Here is a 22,392-nt window from a genome sequence, read left to right as displayed (position 1 = left end):
TTACTTTTCTCCCAATACTCCGTCTTTCATAGTATATATTTTATCCGCAAAATCAATAACGGCGTCATTATGACTTACAACAAGCACACCTTTGCCAAGATAACACAACTTTTTTAATTCTTCAAAAACCATAAGTTCGTTTTTACTGTCAAGATTTCCTGTCGGTTCGTCGGCGAGAATAAAATCGGGGTCATTGGCAAGCGCTCTTGCAATGGCAACTCTCTGCTGTTCACCGCCAGAAAGTTCGAAAGGATAATGTTCTTTGCGGTTAGTAAGACCTACCGAATCTATCAGCCGCATTGCCTGTTCTTTCATATCATTCATTGAGGTGAATTTATCGTTTATCAGCATAGGTACCATAACATTTTCGTAGAGTTTTAAATGTGAATTAAGATGAAAGGCTTGAAACACAAAGCCTAAATTTTCCATACGAACATCTGCAAGCGCATTTTTGTCAAGGGTCGATATATCATTGCCGTTAATAATTACCTGCCCCGATGTGCAAGTATCAAGTAAACCCGCAATTTGAAGCAAAGTGCTTTTTCCGCTGCCCGACTGTCCCATAACGGCAATAAATTCACCTTGATTTACCGTAAGCGAAACATTGTCCACGGCAATTACACTGTTGTTATATATTTTTGAAATTTCTTTTAATTCTATTGCGTTCATAACAGTACCTCGTTTAATTTAATTCATAGCGTCCTTTGGCTGTATTTTATTAATTTTGCAGAGTGAAATAAGCTGACATATAAGCGGAACAACAACTGCCAAAGCCAATGAAACGGCAAGGAAAATCAGGTAATCAGTCCAATTTACAACATACAAACGATTTATATATGTATCATGATTAAACATAAAATTCATAACCGCAATTACCAATGCTGAAATAACCGCACCTATAGCACAGCCCCTTATTGTAAGAATCAACTGTTCAAAATACATACATTTAAATATCTGACTGTTTTTATAACCTATAGCTTTCAGCAAACCGATTTCACCCTTTCTGTTAAACAGAGAAAGCACCGTCGATTGTATAAGAATAACAACACACAGTATAAGCGATGCCGAAATCATAAAAACACTTAATATTTTGAAAACTTTTGATAATTTAACCGTTTCCTCCTGTATTCCGAGTTCGGGGTCGGAAAATACAAAATACCCTGCCTCATTAAGTTCATTACACAACGGTACTATGTTATCGTAATCATCAACGACTATAAAGTGATCGTGCAAAGACGGGGTCTTGTACCAATGCACGGCATTTGACCTTTCATCATTCAAATCTATTATTGAAGCGTCAAAAGCGTCTTGAATTATCTGCACCCCCGTATCCTCCGAAACAAATATATGGTTATAATAGCCCTTAGTTGTAGGCTCTGAATAATACACACCCACAACTTTCAACTTATATTCAATTGCAGGCAAATACATAGTTTTATTTTCATACATTGCCAATTCAGGGTCGATATTATAAAAAACTTCAAGTCCGTCACCATTCGAAGGCGTTACTGTAATTGTTTTTCCGATAAGACTTTCGCCGTCTATATAATTAAGGTCAGAATCAGTGTTTTCATATTCAAAAGGATAAAAAAGACTTGGTATTATACAACTGTACACGGGACTTTCATCAAGACTTTTTCCTGCCATTACATCCATTTTTTCATCGCCTATCAACGGATATAAATTTAAACTGCAGTTTAAATCTTCGTTGCCTTTATAAAAATCTTTATATTCGCCGTTTTCGTCACTTACATCAACTACATCCATATACTGATTTATTATTCCCTTAAGTTCGTATATATCTTCCACATGGTCAAAAGACATTAACTTGCTCTTTAATTCGTCGGTAACTGCACCGTTGTCTATCGGACTGAAAGTAATCATTCTCGCACGAATATCATTTTTATAATCAGTTACGGCTCTGTTAATTGTTACGGCATAACTTGAAATCAATGTAAGGGAAATAACAAGTATAACCATAAAAGCTGTAATAAATATACTCTTTCGATTACCTTTGATATTTGCTTTTGCCAAGAAATTAATATTTTTTATCTTCATTACTTTTCACCCGTAAATAAATCTGTGTAATATTTGCATATAAAATATAAAGTTAATACAATTTTATAATATCATTAACGATTATTTTTGTCAATTAATTTTTAACATATATACATCCATTTTACAAAAAACGACAGTGTATGAAATAAAAATCACACACTGTCGTATATTTTTCTTTTTGATTTATTCTGCAATTGTTTTCACAAAGAATATAAAATAAATCAGGTGACAAAGCCATACTATCGCTAAAATTATGCACGGTACGATTATACATTTTATCATCATTACAAAGCCGAATGTCATCAGCACAGTAACGGACGCAAAACTCAAATTCGTTTTACATCTGTTTTTATGTATTGTGGTTATTATAGCTTTTGAATTACAATTTTTCTGTATGTATTAAACTTTACCCATTTCGCAAAGAATTTTGAATCGTTAATATCTTCAAGATTTTTGTATTCGTCAAGCATTGTTTTGATTTTCTCGTCACTGTCGGCAAGAATCTCAAAACCCCTGCCGTTGATAACAGGCACAGCGCTGTATTTGTAATCATCTGCAGGAGTAATTGCAGTAACCACCTTATTACGAACGCTTACCGCAACAAGATCACGAAGTACAATAATATCAAAGCTGTCAGGATATGAGTAGCTGTCGCCGCTTGTCGGAATTTCGTCACCGACAGTGTAAGTTTCTCTTACAGGCTGATATTTAAGTACATTAAGGCTTGTGGTATCATAGTAGAATTCTTCAAAAATATCTCCTCTTGCCTCAAGCTCGCCGTTTTTGAACGAAGCTTTTTCAGAACCCGATACGCCTTTCTGACTTACCTTTTCAACCACACCGCATGCCGAAGTCATATTCGTTACACGGTTTATAAGTATAAGTTCACCCAAAGTTTTGTGAGCAGAGAACAAGTCGGCAATAATTGGCTCGGTAAGTAAAAGATTACATACCGCAATACCGTTTTTATTTAAAGTATCTGCCTTGATATGCTCGCCTGTATTTACATCAACAGCATATTCAATACCTGTAATAATACCGCTGATGGTCTTTGTACCGAGTTTTACAAGATAATCTGTACCGACCGCAAGAGGTTCGTCGTCCATCCAAAGAATTGATACATTAAGTTTCTGATAAGACGCAAGTTTTGTGTCCTTTGCAATTACACAGCCTCTTGACACATCAACTTCTTTATCAAGTGTAATTGTAACAGGCTGACCCTTAAATGCGGTTTTTACATCTTTGCCTGCCGCAAGCAACTGCTTAACCTTAGCTTTTTCATTGCTTGGCAATGCAATGATTTCATCGCCTACATTTATACTGCCCGACTCAATCTGTCCCTGAAAACCTCTGAATGTGTGATCGGGACGGCAAACTCTTTGAACAGGCATATAAAAGCCCTCTTCCTCTTCCGAGGCAGATACATCAACCTTTTCGAGGTATTCAAGGAGCGGCACTCCGTTATACCAGGGAATATTCTTTGACTTTACAGTTACATTGTCGCCCTCTGTGGCAGAAAGCGGAATAATGTAGATATTTTCAAGAGAAAGCTCTTTTTTAAGCTCGTCAATCTGACTGACAATTTCGTTAAAACGCTCTTCACTGTAATTTACAAGGTCCATTTTGTTTACCGCAAAAACAAAATGTCTTATACCCATAAGTTTGCAGATCCTTGCGTGTCTTCTTGTCTGCACAAGTACACCCTGAGATGCGTCTATAAGAATTACGGCAAGGTCTGCAAAAGACGCTCCTACCGCCATATTTCTTGTATATTCCTCATGGCCGGGGGTATCGGCTACAATAAAACTTCTGTTATCGGTTGTAAAATAACGGTAAGCAACATCTATTGTGATGCCCTGTTCACGCTCTGCCATAAGACCGTCAAGCAAAAGCGAATAGTCAATGTCACCGTTACGGCTGCCTACCTTACTGTCAAGCTCAAGAGCTTTTTCCTGGTCGGCGTAAATTAACTTTGCATCATACAGAATATGACCTATAAGTGTAGATTTACCGTCATCCACACTTCCGCAGGTAATAAACTTCAATAAACCTTTCATTAGAAATAGCCCTCCCTTTTTCTGCGTTCCATACTGCCTGCCGCCTCGTTGTCAATAACTCTTGAGGTACGCTCGGAAGACACAGAGCTTAAAGTTTCGTCAATGATTTCGTCAAGGGTAGTTGCGGTTGATTCAATACCGCCTGTAAGAGGATAACAGCCGAGTGTTCTGAAACGAACCGACTTGTACTCCGGTACTTCACCCTCTTTGAGCGGGAATCTGTCATCGTCAACCATTATAATATTGCCGTCACGATATACAACAGGTCTTTTCGCCGCAAAATAAAGCGGAACAATATCTATATTTTCTCTCTTTATGTACTGCCAGATGTCTTTTTCTGTCCAGTTTGAAATCGGGAAAACTCTTATGCTTTCGCCCTTGTTGATTTTAGTGTTGTAAAGTTTCCACATCTCGGGGCGCTGATTTTTAGGGTCCCAAGCCTGCGCCTGATTTCTGAAAGAGAAAATTCTCTCTTTTGCTCTTGACTTTTCTTCATCTCGTCTGCCGCCGCCGAATGCCGCTGTAAAACCATACTTTGTAAGTGCCTGCTTTAAAGCCTGTGTTTTCATAATATCCGTATAAGCAGCACCGTGGTCAAACGGATTGATTCCCTGCTTTATTCCCTCTTCGTTGGAATAAACAATCATCTCAATGCCAAGTTTTTTTGCTGTATCGTCACGGAATTTAATCATATCTTTAAACTTCCATGTAGTGTCTATGTGCATAAACGGGAACGGCGGCTTTTCAGGGTAAAAAGCCTTCATTGCGAGGTGGAGCATAACAGAGCTGTCCTTGCCTATTGAATAGAGCATAACAGGCTTTTCGCACTCTGCGGCTACCTCTCGGATTATATATATAGCCTCTGCTTCAAGCTCATCTAAATGTGAAAGCTGACTCATTCTTATTCCTCCTCAGTACTTATTCGATTCCTTTTGGTTAATATCTATCTTAATGGTTTCACCCTCGGGCTTGTCAATTATCCAACTAAGTATATCGCCCTTTTTCTCGGTATGAACAAGACTGCCCATACCGCCGATATCTGCACCAAGATAAAAGCTGATTGCATATGCAGGACATTCCTTAATACATGAAGTACAGCCCCAGCAATCCTTCGGATACTTTATGTAAGCACGGTTGTCACTGTCAAGCTTTATAAGACTGCCGGGACATACATTTCGGCATCTTCCGCAGCCTATGCACTTCTGCTTGTCAATCGCAATGCTCATAGCTTTTACCTCCCTCTACCAAATCTCGGATAATTATTTTAATTTCGCCGTTTTCGAGGCGTGAATTTACATATTTATTAAAGTTTTTGTCATCCTTATTCGGATAATCAAGGTTTTCCGCAAAGCTGTGCCAACGGGTTTCCTTTCTTGCCTTTAAGTGAGCAATTACACTTCTGCAAACCGTAAGTCTTTCCCTAAGCTCGTAAATATACATAAGCTCCTGAAAATCTTCCGCATATAAACTGCCTGAAAGTTTAATAAGCTGTTTGATTTTGTAGTTTGCAATATCAAGCTGTTTTTCGTTAAAACGGTAGTTTGTTTTTATACCGCCTGCATAGCTGTCCATTACAGTCTGCATTGCCTCTTCAAGCTGTTCCGTTGTATAACGGGTATCTTTTTTTGTTAAAAATTCTTCAACTTCGGCAATGTGCTTATCGGTTATTTCATCTTCAAGCTGCGGTGCTTGCGTGTGACTGTTCACATACTCAACAGCCGACATACCTGCGATTTCACCCTCTGCAAGTGCACCTGTTACATACTTCTGAGGGCAACCGCCTGCAACATCACCGCCTGCAAACAATCCGTCAATTGTTGTGGCTCTTTTGGTATCAACCCAATAGCCGCTCGCTGTGTGACCGCCGACAATATACGGTTCCGTTCCCTCAATCTCAACATTTTGCTGCGACGGGTTCTTGCCGCTTTCTATCCACTTAATTGTCTGTGACGGTGCCATATTAAGATAAGCCTTTAACAGCGATTCGTCCTGCTCGGCTGTTATACCCTCTGTACGAAGATAGCACGGACCTCTGCCCTCTTGGTTTTCGTTTACTGTGCCGTAAACTCGCTGTGAAGTTGTAAGTCCGTAGTTGGTTTCATATACCTCGCCGAGCGAATTTACCTGTTTTGCGCCGACGCCCTGTGCAAGTGTACCTGTCGGAGCAATTGTATCTTTACAACGAAGTGCGATAAAGCGCATTTCAAATGTTGTCATCTCCGCACCCGCATTAATGCCCATTGCATAGCCTGCGCCTGTATTAAACGGCGGATACCACATTTTGTGTCTTGAAAAGCCCGGATTATTCGGCTTGTAAAGGCCTGCCGCACCGCCTGTGGCAACGATAACCGCCTTTGCCTTGATTATGTAGAAAGTATCGTTTTCAATGCCTATACCGTAAGCACCGTTGATTTTATTGTTTTTTACGGCAAAATCTATAATGTTTACTCTGTTGAGGATTTCAACATTCTTTGTTTTTTCAACAGCCGAGGCAAGAATAGGTTTAATGTTTTCACCGTTTATTTTAAGGTTTCTATTACCCCTTGTAACATACTTACCGTTTTCATCCTTTAAAATAACAAGGCCTAACTTTTCAAGCCTATCCGTTACCTCATTCAGCTTTTCGGACATTGTAAGGAGTAAATCTTCTCTTACAATTCCGTCTGCATCTTTTTTTGCGTAATCAACATAATCCTGCGGCTTTCTTCCCTCAACGATGTATGCGTTAAGAGCGTTTACTCCTGCCGCAAGACATCCGCTGCGCTTGATGTGTGCCTTTTCGCAAATTAAAACTTTTTTATCTGAATTTTCTGAAATAGTGAGTGCGGCATAACAGCCTGCTGTACCTCCGCCTATTATCAGAATATCTGTACTTAATTTTTCAATTTTCATAGGCTGCCTCTCCCTTTTACACTCACCTTATTTTCATATCATTTTATTTTTTCAAGATAATCTTCCGCAGATAATACGCAATTAGCACCGTCCGATACAGCTGTTACAACCTGTCTTAACTTTTTGGTACGAACATCACCTGCAACAAATATTCCGTTTGCCGAAGTTACTCCGTCCTCATTTGCAACAATATAGCCGTTATTGTCAACTTCAACCAAATCCTTGAGAATTGCCGAATTAGGCACACTGCCGACTGCAACAAAAACGCCGTCAACTTTGATTTCGGTTTCTGCACCGTTTTTATCAACTGTGATCGACTCAACCTTATTACTGCCGTTAATCTTTTTTATCTGCGAATTAAGCAATATTTCTACATTAGAAATATTTTCAACTTTTTGCTGTAAGGTTTTATTGGCTCTGAATTTATCTCTGCGATGAATAAGATAAACTTTTTTCGCAAACTTTGAAAGCAAAGCCGCATCACCAAGTGCGGTATCTCCGCCGCCTGCAACAGCTGTGATTTTATCTTTATAAAATGCAGCGTCACAAACTGCGCAATACGATACTCCTCTGCCCGAAAACTCTTTTTCACCCTCAACCTGAAGTTTTCTGCGTTCCGTACCGACCGCATAAATTACAGTGTGAGTTTCTAATGAATTTCCGTTGTCAAGTTCAATGCTGTAATCAGTTGCGTTTTTGCTGATTTTAACAGCCTCTCCCTCTATAAATTCAGTACCGAGGCTTTCTGCGTGTGATCTGAACTTTTCGCCCAAATCAAAGCCGTTTTCGCCGTATAATCCCGGGTAATTATCTACACGCTCGCTTTCTGCAATCTGACCTGTGCCAAGGTAGTTTTTCTCAACCACAACTGCCTTAAGTCCTGCTCGTTGAGCATAAATTGCCGAAGAAAGTCCTGCCGGACCGCTTCCGATAATAACTATGTCGTACATAATTTCCCTCCTTGTTTAGTAAATAACCAATTCTTCCTTTTCTGAAGCTGTGCCGTTGATTTTAAATGAATTTAGCACGGGATTTTCTCTGTCCATAAGTGACAAAATCATATAGCTTGCCTTGCTGTCATATGCAAGTCGCTTGTCCTCATCCGACGGTCTTGACGGAGATTCGGGATGTGAATGCCAGTTACCGAGCGGTACAAAACCGTTCTGTCGCATATCCTTTACCGCCGCAAGCTGTTCCTTTGGGTCAAGCGAAAAATGCTCGTTTGAATGGTCGATGTTTGAAAGAAGATAAACTTTTTTAATCTCCTTGTTTTCGCCGTCAACCGTACCCGCAATCAATCCGCAAGCCTCGTTCGGCAGCTCACTTTCTGCGTGAGCCACAATTTTATTATAGTCAGCTTTTGATAATTTAATCATAAATGAACACCGTCACATTCTGCCTGTTCGTAATCTATAAGCTCGGTAATTGTAGGATGATCACCGCAAACCGCACAATTATGTGTGTTTGACGGAAGTTTTATCTTACGAAATTCCATTTTGAGTGCATCGTATGTAAGTAAATATCCTGTGAGCAAATCACCCTTGCCGAGAATATACTTAATAGCCTCCATTGCCTGCAAACTGCCGATAACACCGCCCATTGCTCCGATTACACCCGCTTGCTTACAAGTAGGAACTGCGTCCTTTGGCGGTGGGTTTTTAAATACACAACGGTAGCAAGGACCTTCACCGGGCACATATGTCATAAGCTGTCCCTGAAATCTGATAATACCTGCGTGTGAAAAAGGTTTTTTAGCCATTACGCAAGCGTCATTGATAAGAAACTTTGCCGGGAAATTATCGGTACCGTCAATGATGAAATCGTAATCTTTGATAAGGTCCATAATATTTTCACTTGTAACAAAGGTATGGTAAGTTTTTACCGTAACATCGGGATTCATAGCCTCCATAGTTTCCTTTGCCGATTCTACCTTTGGCTTGCCTACATCTTTTGTAGCGTGAATAATCTGGCGCTGAAGATTTGAAAGGTCAACCTCGTCAGCATCGGCAATACCGATTGTACCGATACCGGCAGCGGCAAGATACATTGCTACAGGTGCACCGAGTCCGCCTGCACCGATTATAAGCACTTTTGCGTTAAGCAACTTTTTCTGTCCCTTTGCACCAACCTCTTTGAGAATGATGTGACGGGAATAACGCTCAAGCTGTTCGTTAGTAAATGCCATTACTGACCGCCTCCCATGAAATAAAGAAATTCAACTACATCGCCGTCCTTGAGTACGGTTTCTTCAAAAGTACCGCTTGCAAGAAATTCGTTGTTTACACTTACTGTTACATACTCCGGTGTTTCTACATCTTCGTCAATAATAAGCTGTGCTACTGTAAGTCCTTCTGCTACTTCTTTTTTATTACCTGCAACTGTGATTGTCATAATAATAACCCCTTTAAACTGATTTTTCAATAACTTCTTTAATTTCTGCTTGTTTTACTGCGCCTCGCAGTCTTGAAACCTCTTCGCCGTTTTTAAAAAACACCAAAGTCGGCGCTGCCTGTACCTCGTATTTTTCGGCAAGCTCGGAATCAAAATTTATATTGATTTTAACAATTTTGAGCTTTTCGGCATATTCTTCTTCAAGTGCGAAAAGTACCGGTGAAAGTCTTTTACAAGGCACACAACTGTCTGAATAAAAATCAGCGAGTACAGTTTTATCTGCCTGTAAAACTTCTTTTTCAAAATTGTCTTTACTGATTCTTGTCGGCATTTAATCACCAACCTTTTTAACTATAAGATTATAAGTGCCGTCCTCGTTATCAATAAGTTTTAAAATTTTGTGACCCTCTTCCTTGATACTTCTCGGAACATTCTGTACAGGTTCACCGTCATTCATTTTAACACTTAAAATCTGACCGTCGTCAAGCTCCTCAAGAGCGACCTTTGCCTTAACAAATGTTGTCGGGCAGACAACATCGGTAATATCTACTGTATCGTCAATAATAAAATCAGCCATTGTATGCCTCCAATATCTTCTCTTCAAATTTTTCTCTGCCTACTCTGTCGATTGTGAACTTAAAGCGTTCGCTCGGCTTTGCATTTTCTTCAAAGAAATTAACAGCCGCATCACAGATTTTCAAAAGTTTTTCTTTATCTTCAACAAAAGGAATGATTGTTTCACCTTTGTTAATTGAGTTGCCGAAAAGTCCGCCGAATGAAACTATGTAACCGTGAACGGTATCCCAAGCGTCGGTCGGGCAAGCCTTATAGCATCTTCCGCAGAAATTACATTTTGACTTGTCAACGGAAATTTTTCCGTCCTCAAGAGTGATAGCACCCTGTCGGCAAGCCTTTACGCAAACGCCGCAACCTATACAGTCACTTTCTCTCCAGTCAACCTTTATTCCGCCCTTAATTCCCAGGTCGTTTTCCTCTGACTTAAGGCAGTTGTTCTGACATCCTGTAATACCGAATTTAAATTTATGCGGAAGTTCTTTTGCAAAATATCTGTCGTCAAGTTCTTTTGCAAGTGAATATGTATCAATACAACCGCTCGGGCAAATTGCCTGTCCCTGACAAGCTGTAATTGTTCTTACTCTCGGACCGCATACACCGGGTTCAACATCGCCCTCGGCAAGTGCCGCCTTTACATTTTCAACATCGTCAAGTTTAATAAACGGAATTTCAACACTTTGTCTTGAGGTAAGATGCACATAGCCGTCACCGAAATTTTCTGCTACTTCTGCAATCTTGGCAAGTTGTTTTGCCGTAAGATTTCCGCCTACCACTCTTAAACGAAGGGAAAAATTATCTTTTTGTTTTTGGCGCATAAATCCGCCTTTTTTTAATGTTGAATAATCAACTGCCATTGTGAATCCCCCAAAACTAATTGTTTATTTTACTTATTGCATTTCCGAAGTCCTCAATCAGATCTGCAATGTCCTCTATACCGACGCTGATTCGGATTGTATCGTCAAACACACCTGCGTTCTCTTTCTGCTGTTCTGTACTGTGTGCGTAAATTGTGCTTGACGGATGAATTACCAATGTTCGTGTGTCACCGATATTTGTAGCGTTGGTTGCAAACTTCAAATTATTTATAAGTTCAAAGGCTTTTTCTTTACTGCCGGCTCTTATTGTAAGAATCGCACCGCCTTTGCCTTTTAAAAGTTTTTGTGTAAGTGCGTAATACTCTGAACTTTCAAGTGCCGGGTAATTAACCTCAATATCTTTACAGGTTTCAAAAAATTGTGCAAGTTTCAATGCGTTGCTGCAAAGACACTCCATTCTCAGTCCCAATGTTTCAAGACCGACAGAATTTAAAAATGCATTAAACGGAGCAAGACAACAACCGAAGTTTCGCCATATACCGTTTCGCAGTTTTGCAAGATACGAAAGTTTACCGTATTTTTTGTATTCTTTCATACCTTTGAATTTCTCTGTATCCCATTCAAATTTACCGCTGTCAATTATTATACCGCTGATTGCGTTTCCGCCGCCGTTAATATACTTTGAAGTTGAATGAACAACAATGTCAGCACCGAAATCAATCGGGTGAACAAGATACGGTGTTGCCGTGGTGCTGTCTATAATAAGAGGTATATTGTATCTGTGTGCAAGATTTGATACTGCCTCAATATCCACAATATCGAGTTTCGGATTGCCGATAAGTTCCGCAAACACTGCTCTTGTGCGCTCGTTGATAAGCGGTTCAACATTCTGCGGTGTAACCTCGTCTGCAAAGTGAGCGGTTATGCCGAATGCCTCCAAATCCTTTAACAAATCAATAGTTCCGCCAAAAAGACCTGCGCCTACTATTATTTCGTCACCGGACTCCAATATATTAAGAAGTGCCATTGTAACTGCTGCCATACCTGACGAACACGCAACAGCACCTGAACCGTTTTCAAGGGCGGCAATTCTTGCCTCAAAAGAAGCCACCGTAGGATTGCCTATTCTTGAATAAGCATATCCGGGCGCTTTGTTGTTGAACACTTTTTCAAGCTGTTCGGCAGAGCTGTGCGAAAAAGCACTTACCTGATAAATAGGAGTCATAGTAGAGCCCGACGCCTTATCACCGCTAAAATTTTTGTGCAATAACGCTGTATTAAACTCCATAAGCTTCCCATCCCTTTTAAATCATATTTGCTTAGTCAATGCTTATCCTGCAAAAGCTTATCTGCAAGATGATACTGTAGATTATAACGCATTTAACTTAGTATTTCAATAGGTTTTGTAGGATTTTCCCTATTTTACAAATTTTATTCCATATTATTCTAAAATCTGTCATTATATACAATACATATTTATTTGGTAAGTATTGATTTTTTCCTTAAAAAATGTTAATCTATATTTAATACGCTTAGTCAGGCATATTCTGCTCCAAAACAGGCTTTTCTTCTGTATAAGGGGCTGATTATTAATTGAAAATATCAACAAAAGTTGAATTTGGCATTATGGCGATAATCGACATAGCGGTTTATTCTCAAAACGGCTGTTCGGTCACCGCTCCCGATATTGCCAAAAGGCACAATATATCTAAAAAATATCTTGAACAAATACTGCCGTCCCTCACCTCCGCAAATCTGATTCGTGGGCAAAAGGGACTTAACGGCGGTTATGTAGTTGCAAGAGATTTGAGTAAAATTACTTTTAAAGACATATTAAACGCTCTTGACACAAGGGTGCTTAATGATGTTTATTTTGACAGCAGAGATAAAAACGATATGATGACGGAACTTATAAACGACAGATTGTGGAGCGCAATGTCATCATACCTGCAAAACTATGCCGAAAGTATAACTCTGGCAGAAATTACGGAACATTACAAACAAAACGAAATTATTGCACAGGCTAAGGCTGTGTAATAAAGAAAAAAAGTGCAGCAAGATTATAGAATTGCTGCACTTTTTCTTTTCGTTATTATTCTAAACTTTTGATTGCATTGATTGTTTTATCTATATCCTCATCGGTATGTGCAAACGAAACAAACATTGCCTCAAACTGTGACGGAGCTGTATATATTCCGTTGTCCTGCATATGTCTGAAATATTCGGCAAATCGGGCAGTATCGGCAGTTTTGGCTGTATCATAATCTTTTACCTTTTCATTGGTAAAGAAAACCGTCATAATTGAACCTACACGATTCACATTCATTCCCGATTCTTGCATGGCATTTTCAAGCTGCAATGAAATTTTCTCAAGCCTTGTATAAATTTCAGCTTCGTTTTCCTCAAGGATTTTTAAGGTTTCAATTCCCGCACTTACGGCAGCGGGATTACCTGAAAGTGTGCCTGCCTGATACACCGAACCGAGCGGAGCAACGCACTGCATAACTTCTTTTTTACCGCCGTACACAGCCAAAGGCATACCTCCGCCTACAATTTTGCCAAGTGTGGTAAGGTCTGGTTTAACATTGTAATATTTTTGAGCACCGCCAATGCTAAGTCGAAAACCCGTAATAACTTCGTCAAAAATAAGCAGAGAATTATATTTTAGCGTAATATCTCTCAAAAACCGTAAAAAGCCCTCCTGCGGCGGTACAACACCCATATTGGCGGCACAAGGCTCTACAATAACGCAGGCAATATCATCACCGTGCTCCTCAAAAAGTTTTTCTACCGACTCTTTATTATTGTATTTTGCAAGCAGGGTATTATCCGTATATCCTTTAGGAACACCTGCACTGTCGGGGATAGAATTGGTAAGAAGTCCTGAACCCGATTTTACAAGCAGACCGTCCGAATGACCGTGATAGCAACCCTCAAACTTAACTATTTTATCTCTCTTTGTATAACCCCTTGCGGCACGGATTGCACTCATAACCGCCTCTGTACCCGAATTTACAAGTCTTAACATTTCCATTGACGGAAAATGCTTTTTTATAAGTTCGGCAAGTTCGATTTCTCCGCTGTGACAAGCACCGAATGTAAGTCCTCTTTTACAGGTTTCGGTTACTGCATTTATAACTCTTTCGTTAGCGTGTCCGAGAATATTCGGACCCCATGAGCAAATATAATCGATGTATTCGTTGCCGTCGACATCATAGATTTTTGAACCCTTTGCGTGGTCGATAAACAACGGCGCTCTGCCAACCGCACGGCACGCACGAACAGGGCTGTTTACTCCTCCGGGCATAAAATTTTGAGCTTGGGCATAAAACTTTTCCGAATTTTGAATATTCATTTTTGCCACCTCTTACTTGTAAAATTCGTCAATCCACTTTGCGGCGTCAAGTGCGTGATATGTAATTATAATATCCGCACCCGCCCTTTTCATAGCGATTAAATTTTCGGAAACAATTTTCTTTTCGTCTATCCAACCTTTTTCTGCCGCTGCCTTAACCATTGCGTACTCACCGCTTACATTGTACGCAACAAGCGGCAAATCAAAGCGCTCTCTTGCGGCTTTTACAACATCAAGATACGCAAGCGCAGGCTTTACCATAACCATATCTGCGCCCTCTTCTATATCGTCTTCAATCTCTCGCAGTGCCTCTTTGCCGTTTGCATAGTCCATCTGATAGCTTTTTCTGTCGCCGAATTCAGGTGCGGACTCGGCGGCATCTCTGAACGGTGAATAATATGCAGATGCAAACTTTGCACTGTAAGAAAGTATAGGAGCATCTGCAAAGCCGTTTTCATCAAGAGCATTTCTGATTGCAGACACTCTGCCGTCCATCATATCTGACGGAGCAATAATGTCCGCACCTGCCTTTGCAAGGCTTACCGCCATTCTTGAAAGCAGCGGCAGGGTTTCGTCATTCAATATTTTATGACCGCATACAACACCGCAATGTCCGTGACTTGTATATTCGCAAAGACACACATCGGCAATTATAAGCATTGACGGATATTTAACTTTTATATATCGGATAGCCTGCTGGGTAATTCCGTTTTCGTCATAAGCGCCGCTTGCAAGCTCGTCCTTGTGTTTCGGAATACCGAAAATTAATATTCCCGCAATCGAACTCTCGCTTATTTCCGCTAAAATTTCATCTAATCTGTCAAGTGAATACTGATAAACATTTGGCATAGATTCCACGGGCTTTTTTATATTTTCGCCCTCGGCAACAAAAATCGGGTAAATAAGGTCTTTCTTATCTACTCTTGTTTCACGCACAAGACTGCGTATACTTTCATTTGATCTAAGTCGTCTGAATCTTCTCATTAAAAATCACTCTCTTTTTTAACATCTGAAATAATTGTATTGATAATTCCGACTACATCTTTTGTTTTTGCAATTTTGTAATCGGCTATATTGTACTTATGCAAAGCCTTTGCGGTTATCTCGCCAATACAAACAATTTTTGTGTTTTCGCTAACAACATATCCGCTTTCAAAAAAAGCGTTTACGCCCGAAGAACTTGCAAAGGTTATGTAATCGGAGGTAATAATTCCGCCCTCCGACTTACTTTCCGACTGAATGTCATAGGTCTTTACATCGTCATAAATTATATTATTGCGACTTAAAATTTCAGTAAGTTCTTTTGAGCCGTTTTCCGCACGCAAAATCAACACACGCTCATTTTTGTTTACCGTATCTGCCAAAAGATTTCCCAAATTCGCAGAAGTATAAACATTTGGAATAATATCGGCAAAAATGCCGTATTTTTCAAGAATACCCGCTGTTCCGCTGCCGATAACGGCAAATTTTACATTACACAGTTTGCGAACATCGACCTTTAACGCTCTCAATTTTTTAATAAAAATTTCAGCTCCGTTCATACTTGTAAGCACTATGTAATTATAATTATTAATGTTTGAAAGCGCTTTGTCAAGCTGCTCGTTTTGTCTGTATTCCTTTACACTAAGATAATCAATACGGTTGATTCTCGCACCGAGCGACATAAGTTTTCTGCCTAGTTTCGCAGACAATTTATGCGTACCTGTAACCGCAACGGTTTTATTTTTGAGCGGCTTTTCTATTGTAGCGGAAAAGTCAAACCCCACTGCTTCTCCCACTACGATTATTGCAGGCGGTTCAACTTTGCTTTGCTCTGCAAGACTGCAAATATTTTTTAAAGTACCTCTTACCGTACTTTCCTTTGCATATGCACCGTTTGACACAATTGCGACAGGTGTATTTTCGCTTTTGCCGTTTTCTGTAAGACCTTTTACAATTTCGGGTAATTTTCTAAGTCCCATTAAAAATACAAGTGTACCGTCAAGTTTTGCGTATTCCCGTATATTTTTCGGTAAGGTATCCTGCGCCGTATGACCTGTGATTATGTGTACACTGCGGCTTAAATTTCTGTGAGTAACAGGAATACCCGCAATTTCGGGAACTGCTATTGCCGAGGAAATACCGGGGATAACTTCATAAGGAATATTGTAACTTTGAAGTGCCTGTACTTCCTCTCCTCCCCTGCCGAAAACAAACGGATCTCCGCCTTTGAGTCGCACAACAGTCTTGCCTTCGTTTGCTTTTGCAATGAGAATTTCGTTTATATTCTCCTGCTTTTCACTATGCTTTCCTGCTCGTTTTCCGACACAAATTTTTTCTGCATTATCCGCATACTCAAGCAACAGCTTGTCGGTAAGGCTGTCATATACAACGACATCGCATTTTTTCAGACAATTCTGCCCACGCAGAGTTATTAAGTCATAATCGCCGCACCCTGCTCCCACAAGATAAACTTTTCCGTTGTTCACAACTTGCTCACCAACCTTTTTGCAAGATTAAACCTGTCCTTAATATCGGCACTGCCCGATATTGTTTTTTTACAATCTGTAGAAATTATAAGCTCTATTTTGCCGTTTGTTACCTTTGAAAAAGCGCCGACAGGCATACCGCAATCTGCGTTTAGCAACTTTGGAATCTGTCTTTCTGTTTCAAATTCAAGCATAGTTTCTGTATGACTTATTTCTTTTAACCTTTCTGAAATCGCACTGCCTGTTTTACTCTCCGCAACTACGATTGCCTGACAAGGCGCAGGGAGAAAATCATAATATTCAAAAGGTGTTACATCGTATTTTTCACTGTTATAAAGCGACAATCTTACAAGTCCTGCCGCCGCAAGAATAATTGCGTCATATTCTTTATTAATAAGTTTATTAATTCTTGTGTCAACATTTCCTCTTATATCTTTAATCTGTACAAGCGGATACTGTTTTTTTATAAAGCCACGGCGTCTAAGACTGCCTGTGCCGACAATAAATTTTTCTTCGTTTTTTATCGGCTCATTTTTTCTTGTAACAAGCACATCACGATAATTGCCACGATTTAAAGCAGAGGATATTTCAAGTCCGTCTGCAAGTTCAAGAGGCAGATCTTTTGCGCTGTGCACTGCCATATCTGCCGCTCCGCTTAATAAAGCATTCTCAAGTTCAGAGATAAAAACTCCCTTTCCGCCTATCATTGCAAGCGGTTTATCAAGAATTTTATCTCCTTTTGTTGAAATGCAAACTATTTCTGTATCTATATCGTCAAATCTCTTTTTCAAAGCATTTGCAAACATCTCTGTCTGTGCAAGGGCAAGTTTGCTTTTTCTTGTACCTATTCTTACTTTCATATCAGCTGTTTTCCTTTATAATTTTATTAACAACATCGGTATCAATACTTTCTCCGCAAAGGCACATACCCATAAGTGCCGAAAAAACTTTCTTTCTTAACTCTTCGTCCGCTGTGTTTTCCTTTATGTATTCTCTGTACTGCCACAATGTTTCTGCGGTATCGGAATTTGTATTTTCAAGCATATTTAAAAACTGCTCTTTTAAATACTTTGCATATATCGGACTTTTGCCCGATGTGGTAATACCGACAGTAACGGAATTTTTTTGTACAAGCGCAGGAAAAATAAATCCGCATTTTTCTTTGTCATCAACAGTATTTACAAGAATATTTTTCTCCTTGCATAATTCAAATATATGCGAGTTCACCTGTTCGTTATCGGTAGCGCTGATAACACAAAAAGCACCGTTTAAATCGTTGTCATAAAACTCACGCTCAACGGCTTTCACATTAAACTTTAAAATCTCCTCGCAGATTTTCCGGGATACCACGGTAATACTCGGCTTAAAAGGCGACAGCTTTTCTATCTTTCTTAAAGCTACCGTTCCGCCGCCCACTACAAGAATATTTTTATTTTCTATATCAATATAAAAAGGAAAATATGCCATTATATCTTTTCTCCACAACTTTTAAATGCATCAAGTATCTTTATAAATTCTTCTGACGGTAACTCGGCTTTGAATTTATACAATATTTCTTCTAACGAATTTTCACTGAGTTTATTTTTTACACTCTCCATATGCGGTAAAAAAAAGTGAAAAGCTATGTCTTTTTTAAGTACATCGCTTTCTTCTTTTATAATCTCTTTTGCGCTTTCCACACTGTCAAGTTTAAGCTCATTGTTGTTCTTTGCGAGTTTTTCAAAATAATCTATTCCGATCAGCTTTAAACCTTTTATCTCTGCAACCGAGCCGTCAATGTCAGGAGGTACGGCAAGATCTATAAAAAGTCTTGGCTTATCGGTTTTTATATTCTTCTTTAAATCATAATATGTAACAGTGTAATGCGGACTTGCGGTAGCGCTGACTACGCAATCGGCAGAATCCATATAACTGTACCTATCGGCATAATTAGCAATTGTAATGTTTGCTTTGGTCTGTACCGACTCCGCACTGTGTTTTCTTGATGTTGCAATAACGCTTACATTTTTATGCGACAAAAGATTTTTTACAAGTACAGTGCCTATCTTCCCCGTTGCACCTATAACGAGAACATTTACTTTATCCTTAAAATGTGCGATTTCATTTCCCGCAAGGGTTGCGGTTGAAACAGAAGTTTTTGAAAGTGCGGTTTGAGTTTTTATTTTTTTTGCGCAAGCCATTGCGGATTGAAAAGTCATATTTAACTCGTAACCCGTCATACCCAAGTCTTTTGCCATAGTGTAAGCAAGTTTTATTTGTCCGAGAATTTCGTCCTCACCTATAACCATAGATTCAATACCGCTTACCACTCTGAAAAGATGCATTACCGCTTTATCGGAATAGAACAAATACAAATGCTTTTTAAGCAAATCATATTCTATTCCCGAATAGTTTGAAAGCAGATTTTGCACTGTATTTAGGCTGTCTTCATTTCCGCAAAAATAAAGTTCTGTTCTGTTACAGGTGCAAAGAATAACGCACTCGCTTACGGTTTTGCCGTTTATAAGTTCAGTTAGAAATTCTTTTTGTACATTTTCGGAAAAAGCAAGTTTTTTTCTGATATTCACATCTGAATTTTTATAATTTACACTTATGCAATACATCTTTATCCACCCAATTTAATTCTACCCTGTTATTTTAATACTAAGGTATAGCGTTGTCAATTTTATGCATTATTTTTAAGTTAAGATTTATAATAAAAATAAACAAACGGGCTATATCATATTAAACCTACTGAATTAATATGTTTTATTATACTATTACCGATAAGTAAAGTCAATAATTTTTTAATTTTGCTATTGACAAAACAAATGATTGAAATATAATACTTATTGTATAGATAGGAATTATAAATTAAGGAGCAGCTATGACAGTTAAATTTGATACGGTAAAAATTTTGAAAGCCGAACTTATGGATAACTTTAATACTTATCTGCATTTTCACGATGCCTGCGGCAGACAATATTTTTCGTTTGACGAAGTACCGAGTGATGAAGTATTAAAACACGCAGAAAACTTTTTTCGTAATATGAATTACAAGATACAAATTTCGGACGATAAACTAAGTTTTTATATTAAGGAGAAAATCAATGCTTAATCAATTTTCAAGAACACAGCTTTTGCTCGGAGCAGAGGCAATGGAAAAACTTGCAAATGCAAAGGTTGCAATATTCGGAATAGGCGGTGTAGGCGGATACACTGCCGAGGCGCTCGCACGCACAGGAATAGGCCAACTTGACCTTATAGACGATGACAAAGTATGCCTTACAAATATTAATCGTCAGATATTTGCCACAAGAAAAACAGTAGGCAAATACAAAGTAGATGTTGCCGAAGAAAGGCTGAAAGAAATCAATCCGAATATAATCATAAACAAGCATCAGAAATTCTACACTCCTGAAACCTCCGCCGAATTTGATTTTACACAGTATGATTACATAGTAGACGCTATTGACACGGTAACAGGCAAAATAGAACTTGTTATGCAGGCAAAAAAAGCGAACACCCCTATAATCTGTTCAATGGGTGCGGGAAATAAACTTGATGCAAGTGCTTTTGAAGTTGCCGATCTTTACAAAACTTCCGTATGCCCTCTTGCAAGAGTAATGCGTAATGAACTTAAAAAGCGCGGCATTAAAAAACTTAAAGTTGTATATTCAAAGGAAAAGCCTATCACCCCTATTGAAGATATGGCAATAAGCTGCAAAACAAACTGCATCTGCCCTCCCGAAACTGCAAGAAAATGCACACAAAGGCGACAAGTGCCCGGCAGTATAGCATTTGTACCGTCAGTAGTCGGTCTTATAATTGCAGGCGAAGTGGTTAAAGATTTAATAAAATAATCTATAGAGCAACACACCGATTGAAAAGCCAATCGGTGTGTTTTAGTTTGTCTGTAAATTAAATTACTACGGATTCCTCTGTGAGAGATTTGTTTTCAAGAATAAATGCGTTATCTCCCTTTGTAACAAACAGTCTGTATAAGAATACATTTACCTTTTCGCCGTGATAAACTGCAGGTTCTTCAAGTCCTCGTACTCCGTTAATTACGCCGCCGTCACATTTTACCGTAACTTCAATGTTGTTGCCTCTGAAAGCTGTTTTCACTACCTCGCCGACCGATACGGACGCTTTTTGTCTGAACGGTTCGTTCAACTTGGTAATCTTTATAAATTCAGGTCTTACAATAGCTTTGTCCGCACCATCCACAACATCAAAGGTTTTAAATTTTGTATAATCGTCAAGCACGGTTGTCTGACCGAAGAAAGATGCGGAAAAGGCTGTCTGCGGTTTCTGATATATTTCCATCGGTGTGCCTATCTGCTCGATTCTGCCTTTGTTTGTAATAATGATTTCATCGGCAACCTCAATAGCCTCATCTTGGTCGTGAGTTACAAATATACTTGTAACTCCGAGCTTTTCAATCATTTCTTTAAGCCACGAGCGAAGTTCCTGTCTTACCTTTGCGTCAATAGCCGCAAAGGGCTCGTCAAGCAGCAAAAGCGTCGGGTTAGGTGCAAGTGCTCTTGCAAACGCTACTCTCTGTTTCTGACCGCCCGAAAGCTGACTCGGATAACGCTTTTCAAGTCCCTTTAATCCGATAAGTTCAACAAGTTCGCTTACTCTTTCTTTTATATATTTTTTGTCCTTTTTCTGAATTTTAAGACCAAACGCAATGTTGTCGAATACAGTCATATATCTGAAAAGTGCGTAATTCTGAAATACAAAACCTATTCCTCGTTTGCTTGCCTGAATATCATTTACGACCTTGCCGTCAATAATAATTTTGCCGCTGTCGGGAGTTTCAAGTCCGGCAATCATTCTTAGAATTGTGGTTTTTCCGCTGCCCGACGAACCTAAAAGTCCTATAAGTTTTCCCTGCTCAATTGTGAAATTCACATTATCAGACGCCTTGTAATTGCCAAAGGTTTTATTTATATTTTTAAGTTCTACATACATTACGATTCCTTCTTTCCTTTGTATTCAATTACACTTCTGATAATCAGAATTATTACCGCCATAATTACAAGAATTGCCGATACCGCAAAAGCAGGTACGGTTTTAAATTCGTTAAATAAAATTTCTATATGGAGTGGCAATGTATTGGTTTTTCCACGCAGATGTCCCGAAAGTACAGACACTGCGCCGAACTCGCCCATTGCTCTTGCCGCACACAAAACTATGCCGTACAGAAACGCCCATTTAATATGCGGAAATGTTATCTTTCTGAAAATTGTAAGTCCCTTTGCTCCCATTAATGCGGCAGCCTCTTCCTCATCTGTTCCTTCCGATTCAAGAACGGGAATAAGCTCTCGTGAGATAAACGGAAATGTAACAAATATTGTTGCAAGAATAATACCCGGAACCGCAAAAATTACTTTTATATCAAGTTCCTGTAAAAGAGGATACAAAACACTTTGTCTGCCAAAGGTAAGTACAAATATCAGACCTGCAATTACAGGCGATACGGTAACGGGTAAGTCGATGAGTGTGGTAAGAATTTTTTTACCTTTAAAGTGAAACTTTGTTACAGACCACGCAGCGAACAATCCGAATATTGTATTGAAAACAACTGCGCACGCTGTTGCCTCAAGTGTAAGCAAAACAGCTTTTAAAGTATATTCGTCGCTTACTGCGTCCCAAAATACCTGCCAGCCGCTCTTTAACGCCTCTGTCAGCACGGTTGCAAGAGGAAGTACAAGCATAATGAATAAAAACAAAACGCTGATACCTATTAATATCCACTTTACGACCTTTGAACCTTTTGTTTCTTCGTGCAT

25 protein-coding genes are annotated in these 22,392 nt (G+C 39.2%); 3 read left to right on the top strand and 22 right to left on the bottom strand.

Annotated features, from left to right (window positions below):
• The 14 genes from AAAY30_RS01225 to AAAY30_RS01160 form a co-directional block, all read right to left on the bottom strand.
• Positions 1 to 669 carry an ABC transporter ATP-binding protein gene (locus tag AAAY30_RS01225; RefSeq protein ID WP_499215677.1) on the bottom strand — a complete coding sequence of 223 codons (669 nt, stop codon included), beginning with the start codon at positions 667 to 669 and terminating at the stop codon, positions 1 to 3.
• A gap of 18 nt (positions 670 to 687) precedes the next feature.
• Complete coding sequence (locus tag AAAY30_RS01220) at positions 688 to 2,058, bottom strand: ABC transporter permease (protein ID WP_303248674.1); 1,371 nt, start codon at positions 2,056 to 2,058, stop codon at positions 688 to 690.
• A gap of 365 nt (positions 2,059 to 2,423) precedes the next feature.
• A complete protein-coding gene (locus tag AAAY30_RS01215) occupies positions 2,424 to 4,115 on the bottom strand; it encodes a sulfate adenylyltransferase subunit 1 (protein ID WP_499215678.1) in 1,692 nt (563 codons plus the stop codon).
• Entirely contained in the window at positions 4,115 to 5,014 is a 900-nt protein-coding gene (gene cysD / locus AAAY30_RS01210) for a sulfate adenylyltransferase subunit CysD (protein WP_252560146.1), read from the bottom strand. Before cysD ends, AAAY30_RS01215 begins: the two co-directional genes overlap by 1 nt.
• Before the next feature lie 12 nt (positions 5,015 to 5,026).
• Positions 5,027 to 5,341 (bottom strand): 4Fe-4S dicluster domain-containing protein, encoded by a 315-nt coding sequence (locus AAAY30_RS01205; RefSeq protein WP_022235260.1) that lies wholly within the window; start codon positions 5,339 to 5,341, stop codon positions 5,027 to 5,029.
• Positions 5,325 to 7,007 carry an adenylyl-sulfate reductase subunit alpha gene (locus AAAY30_RS01200; RefSeq protein WP_302333473.1) on the bottom strand — a complete coding sequence of 561 codons (1,683 nt, stop codon included), beginning with the start codon at positions 7,005 to 7,007 and terminating at the stop codon, positions 5,325 to 5,327. Before AAAY30_RS01200 ends, AAAY30_RS01205 begins: the two co-directional genes overlap by 17 nt.
• Before the next feature lie 38 nt (positions 7,008 to 7,045).
• Entirely contained in the window at positions 7,046 to 7,957 is a 912-nt protein-coding gene (gene trxB / locus AAAY30_RS01195; protein ID WP_337781565.1) for a thioredoxin-disulfide reductase, read from the bottom strand.
• Positions 7,958 to 7,972: 15 nt separating this feature from the next.
• Positions 7,973 to 8,383, bottom strand: coding sequence for a M67 family metallopeptidase (locus AAAY30_RS01190; protein ID WP_178586222.1), 411 nt, complete (start codon positions 8,381 to 8,383; stop codon positions 7,973 to 7,975).
• Positions 8,380 to 9,192: a thiazole biosynthesis adenylyltransferase ThiF gene (thiF, locus tag AAAY30_RS01185; RefSeq protein WP_022235257.1), complete on the bottom strand. Its 813-nt coding sequence runs from the start codon at positions 9,190 to 9,192 to the stop codon at positions 8,380 to 8,382. Before thiF ends, AAAY30_RS01190 begins: the two co-directional genes overlap by 4 nt.
• A complete protein-coding gene (gene thiS, locus AAAY30_RS01180) occupies positions 9,192 to 9,398 on the bottom strand; it encodes a sulfur carrier protein ThiS (protein WP_337781564.1) in 207 nt (68 codons plus the stop codon). Before thiS ends, thiF begins: the two co-directional genes overlap by 1 nt.
• A gap of 13 nt (positions 9,399 to 9,411) precedes the next feature.
• Positions 9,412 to 9,729: a thioredoxin gene (gene trxA, locus AAAY30_RS01175; RefSeq protein WP_117704918.1), complete on the bottom strand. Its 318-nt coding sequence runs from the start codon at positions 9,727 to 9,729 to the stop codon at positions 9,412 to 9,414.
• Positions 9,730 to 9,975 (bottom strand): sulfurtransferase TusA family protein, encoded by a 246-nt coding sequence (locus tag AAAY30_RS01170; protein ID WP_249376662.1) that lies wholly within the window; start codon positions 9,973 to 9,975, stop codon positions 9,730 to 9,732.
• The gene (locus AAAY30_RS01165) at positions 9,968 to 10,828 is read right to left on the bottom strand and encodes a ferredoxin-like domain-containing protein (RefSeq protein WP_337781563.1); all 861 of its coding nucleotides are present in this window, start codon (positions 10,826 to 10,828) and stop codon (positions 9,968 to 9,970) included. The genes AAAY30_RS01170 and AAAY30_RS01165 overlap by 8 nt, the downstream gene beginning before the upstream one ends.
• Positions 10,829 to 10,844: 16 nt before the next feature.
• Complete coding sequence (locus tag AAAY30_RS01160) at positions 10,845 to 12,077, bottom strand: O-acetylhomoserine aminocarboxypropyltransferase/cysteine synthase family protein (RefSeq protein ID WP_302191002.1); 1,233 nt, start codon at positions 12,075 to 12,077, stop codon at positions 10,845 to 10,847.
• Between the two features lie 305 nt (positions 12,078 to 12,382).
• Between AAAY30_RS01160 and AAAY30_RS01155 the strand changes: the two genes are divergently transcribed.
• A complete protein-coding gene (locus tag AAAY30_RS01155) occupies positions 12,383 to 12,826 on the top strand; it encodes an RrF2 family transcriptional regulator (RefSeq protein WP_252560152.1) in 444 nt (147 codons plus the stop codon).
• A gap of 55 nt (positions 12,827 to 12,881) precedes the next feature.
• On the opposite strand, the gene hemL is transcribed toward AAAY30_RS01155, so the two are convergent.
• From hemL to hemA, 6 genes are read right to left on the bottom strand one after another with little or no spacing between them, the layout of a single operon-like run.
• Positions 12,882 to 14,144 (bottom strand): glutamate-1-semialdehyde 2,1-aminomutase, encoded by a 1,263-nt coding sequence (gene hemL, locus AAAY30_RS01150; protein ID WP_499222338.1) that lies wholly within the window; start codon positions 14,142 to 14,144, stop codon positions 12,882 to 12,884.
• A 12-nt stretch (positions 14,145 to 14,156) separates the two neighbouring features.
• Positions 14,157 to 15,128 carry a porphobilinogen synthase gene (gene hemB / locus AAAY30_RS01145; RefSeq protein WP_337401802.1) on the bottom strand — a complete coding sequence of 324 codons (972 nt, stop codon included), beginning with the start codon at positions 15,126 to 15,128 and terminating at the stop codon, positions 14,157 to 14,159.
• Positions 15,128 to 16,612, bottom strand: coding sequence for a uroporphyrinogen-III C-methyltransferase (gene cobA, locus AAAY30_RS01140; RefSeq protein ID WP_337781562.1), 1,485 nt, complete (start codon positions 16,610 to 16,612; stop codon positions 15,128 to 15,130). The genes hemB and cobA overlap by 1 nt, the downstream gene beginning before the upstream one ends.
• The gene (gene hemC / locus AAAY30_RS01135; protein ID WP_337781561.1) at positions 16,609 to 17,472 is read right to left on the bottom strand and encodes a hydroxymethylbilane synthase; all 864 of its coding nucleotides are present in this window, start codon (positions 17,470 to 17,472) and stop codon (positions 16,609 to 16,611) included. Before hemC ends, cobA begins: the two co-directional genes overlap by 4 nt.
• Position 17,473: 1 nt before the next feature.
• Positions 17,474 to 18,079 (bottom strand): precorrin-2 dehydrogenase/sirohydrochlorin ferrochelatase family protein, encoded by a 606-nt coding sequence (locus tag AAAY30_RS01130; protein WP_295025941.1) that lies wholly within the window; start codon positions 18,077 to 18,079, stop codon positions 17,474 to 17,476.
• Entirely contained in the window at positions 18,079 to 19,215 is a 1,137-nt protein-coding gene (hemA, locus tag AAAY30_RS01125; RefSeq protein ID WP_295025940.1) for a glutamyl-tRNA reductase, read from the bottom strand. The genes AAAY30_RS01130 and hemA overlap by 1 nt, the downstream gene beginning before the upstream one ends.
• A gap of 263 nt (positions 19,216 to 19,478) precedes the next feature.
• Between hemA and AAAY30_RS01120 the strand changes: the two genes are divergently transcribed.
• Together AAAY30_RS01120 and AAAY30_RS01115 are read left to right on the top strand one after the other, a co-directional pair.
• On the top strand, positions 19,479 to 19,709 hold the full coding sequence (locus AAAY30_RS01120; RefSeq protein WP_337781560.1) for an RDAC family protein: 231 nt from the start codon (positions 19,479 to 19,481) through the stop codon (positions 19,707 to 19,709).
• Positions 19,702 to 20,454, top strand: coding sequence for a tRNA threonylcarbamoyladenosine dehydratase (locus tag AAAY30_RS01115; protein ID WP_337781559.1), 753 nt, complete (start codon positions 19,702 to 19,704; stop codon positions 20,452 to 20,454). The genes AAAY30_RS01120 and AAAY30_RS01115 overlap by 8 nt, the downstream gene beginning before the upstream one ends.
• 58 nt (positions 20,455 to 20,512) lie before the next feature.
• Here the strand turns inward: AAAY30_RS01115 and AAAY30_RS01110 are convergent, their stop codons facing one another.
• Both AAAY30_RS01110 and cysW read right to left on the bottom strand, forming a co-directional pair.
• Entirely contained in the window at positions 20,513 to 21,571 is a 1,059-nt protein-coding gene (locus tag AAAY30_RS01110; RefSeq protein WP_337781558.1) for a sulfate/molybdate ABC transporter ATP-binding protein, read from the bottom strand.
• The gene (cysW, locus tag AAAY30_RS01105) at positions 21,571 to 22,392 is read right to left on the bottom strand and encodes a sulfate ABC transporter permease subunit CysW (protein WP_022233926.1); all 822 of its coding nucleotides are present in this window, start codon (positions 22,390 to 22,392) and stop codon (positions 21,571 to 21,573) included. The genes AAAY30_RS01110 and cysW overlap by 1 nt, the downstream gene beginning before the upstream one ends.

The sequence above is a fragment of the Ruminococcoides bili genome (assembly GCF_040093295.1).
Lineage (GTDB): Bacteria > Bacillota > Clostridia > Oscillospirales > Acutalibacteraceae > Ruminococcoides > Ruminococcoides intestinale_A.
Note: the sequence above shows the minus strand (reverse complement) of the source record. Positions and strands in the feature narration are given on the sequence as shown.